The 2,280-nt window shown below is 71.6% G+C and carries 1 protein-coding gene and 1 pseudogene; both read right to left on the reverse strand.

Features of this window, described 5'->3' with window-relative positions:
- Positions 1–1,867 (reverse strand): serine/threonine-protein kinase (locus D7V88_RS40760; RefSeq protein WP_147449121.1); only part of this gene is annotated, 1,867 nt, incomplete at its 3' end.
- Positions 1,868–2,095: 228 nt separating this feature from the next.
- Positions 2,096–2,280: pseudogene (locus D7V88_RS44030) on the reverse strand (DEAD/DEAH box helicase); the annotation flags it as partial.

A 2,280-nucleotide genomic window follows, 5' to 3' on the forward strand; every position in this document is an offset into this window, starting at 1 on the left:
TGTCTACCCGGGTCGTGGGCGGAGGAGGCGCGAGGGGTGGGGGCGCGCTAGCGACGGGGACCGGCGTCGGAGCCACGGGAGTCGAAGGTCGCAACCACCAGCCCAGTCCCACGGCACCGAGGATCAATGCGGCGGTGGCCACGATGGGCACCACCCGAGACTTCGGCTTGCCGTCCACCGGCAGCGTCGAAGGGCCGGGGCCGGTCATGCTCACCGGGGAGAGGGGCTGCCCCTGCGGGCCCGCGACGAGCCCTCCGAAGCTGCCCGGCACGGCCTGCTGGCCTCCGTAGCTGCCCGGTACAGCCTGCTGGCCCCCGTAGCTGCCCGGAGCGACGTGCTGTCCGGTGACGTAGCCCGGCGCCACCTGCTGGCCACCAACGCCGCCGGGCCCGCCGTACTGGCCCGTAACGTGGCCAGGAGCCACATGCTGCCCACCGAAGCTGCCTGGCGCGACCTGCTGGCCACCGACGCTACCCGGCGCGATGTGCTGCCCCGCCACATGGCCCGGAGGCTGTCCGCCCATGCTCCCGGGTACGGCCTGCTGGCCGCCCATGCTGCCCGGCGCGACGTACTGTCCGGGGAAGCCGCCGCTCGCGAAGGACTGCCCCGCGACGCCTCCCTGGGGCGCTACCGGCAGGGCCACGCCCGAGGCCCCCACGACTCCCAGGTTCGAGCCGTTGGACGGCATTTGCGTGGCGCCAAAGCCCATCGTGTCGCTCGGCGCGGGGGACTGGGGCTGTTGGCCGTAGTGCGCCGTGCCGCCGCGCGGCGCCACCGTCGCATCGAAGCCGATTTCATCCGAGTCTGGACCGAAGCGACCCGTGGTCGGCGCGGGCGCCTTGTTCACCGGCGCCATCGTCGCCCCCATCGACGCCGCATCGTCCTGCACCATGGAGGGCAGGGCGATGCCGGACGGATGGGCGATGCCGGATGGATTGGACGTGCGCGTGAACGTCCGGGATGCGCGCATCTCCTCCGTCTCCGGAAGCGACTGGAGCGTCGTGCCCGTGAGGTCCGCGATGAACGCGCCGACGTCCGCGTAACGATTGTCCGGGTTCTTCTCCAGCGCGCGCGCCACCGCCGCGGCCACGTTCGGCGGCAGGTCCGGCATCAGCGTGGCCAGGGACACCGGCGGCTCATGCACCACGCGGTAGATGATCTGCGCCAGCGAACCTCCGCCGAACGGCGTCATGCCGGAGATCATCTCGAACACGATGCCGCCCAACGCGAACAGATCCGTCCTCGCGTCGATCTGCCGGTTGCGGCCCTGCGCCTGCTCCGGAGACATGTACTGCGGCGTGCCGATGAGCACCGCGTCCTGCGTCTGCAGCGTCTCCGACGACATGACCTTGGAGATGCCGAAGTCGAGCAGCTTCACGCGCTCGCCCACCACGCCGCCGGAGTCGGTGGGCACCAGGAAGATGTTCGCCGGCTTCAGGTCGCGGTGGACGATGCCCGCGCGGTGCGCCGTCTGGAGCGCGGAGCCCATCTGCCGCGTGAAGGAGAACACCTCCTCCAACGACAACCGCCCCCGCCGCAGCCGGTCCTGGAGGCTCTCCCCGCGCAGGTACTCCAGCACCAGGAACGGACTGCCGTCCTCCAGCGTGTCGAAGTCCAGCACCTCCACGATGTTCGGGTGCCCCAGCCGGGAGGCGATCTCCGCCTCGCGCCGGAAGCGCACGTGGATGTCCGGGCTCACACTGTCGCCCGTGCGCAGCACCTTGACCGCCACGTGCTTGCCGGGCAGCCGCAGGTGCTGGGCAAGGAACACTGACCCCATGCCGCCCCGACCCAACACGGAGACGACTTTGTAGGTGTTCCGGAGGACCGAATCGATGTGCAGCTCACCGTCAGCCGAGCGCGTCATGGAAGAGGGCGTGTCCTGATGACAGAAGGGTGCGAAGCACCTGCGAAACGGGCCGCCACGCTAGCACGCCCCATCCGCCAGGGCGCGAGCCTCCCGCTCCTGGCCACCCCCCAGACAGTCGAACGCCCGGACCCTCGTGGGAGGACCCGGGCGCCTTGAAGTCGATGAAGCCGTGCTCACCCGGGAAGGCGTGACGCTAGACGCCGCGCCCTACCCGGGAAGGGGGCTTCAGCCCCACTTGGAGAACTGACGCCGGGGAGGAGGCGTGCTGGCCCCCGCCGCCGGAGGCGGTGCTCCGGCTCCGGCAGGACGGCTCGCCTGCGCACGGACCTGGCCGCCGCCGCGCGACACCTGGGCACCCGCGCCGCTGGACGGACGCTGACCGCCGCCACCCGCGCGGCCCTGGCCTCCAC

Source organism: Corallococcus terminator (assembly GCF_003611635.1).
In the GTDB taxonomy this organism is placed as follows: domain Bacteria; phylum Myxococcota; class Myxococcia; order Myxococcales; family Myxococcaceae; genus Corallococcus; species Corallococcus terminator.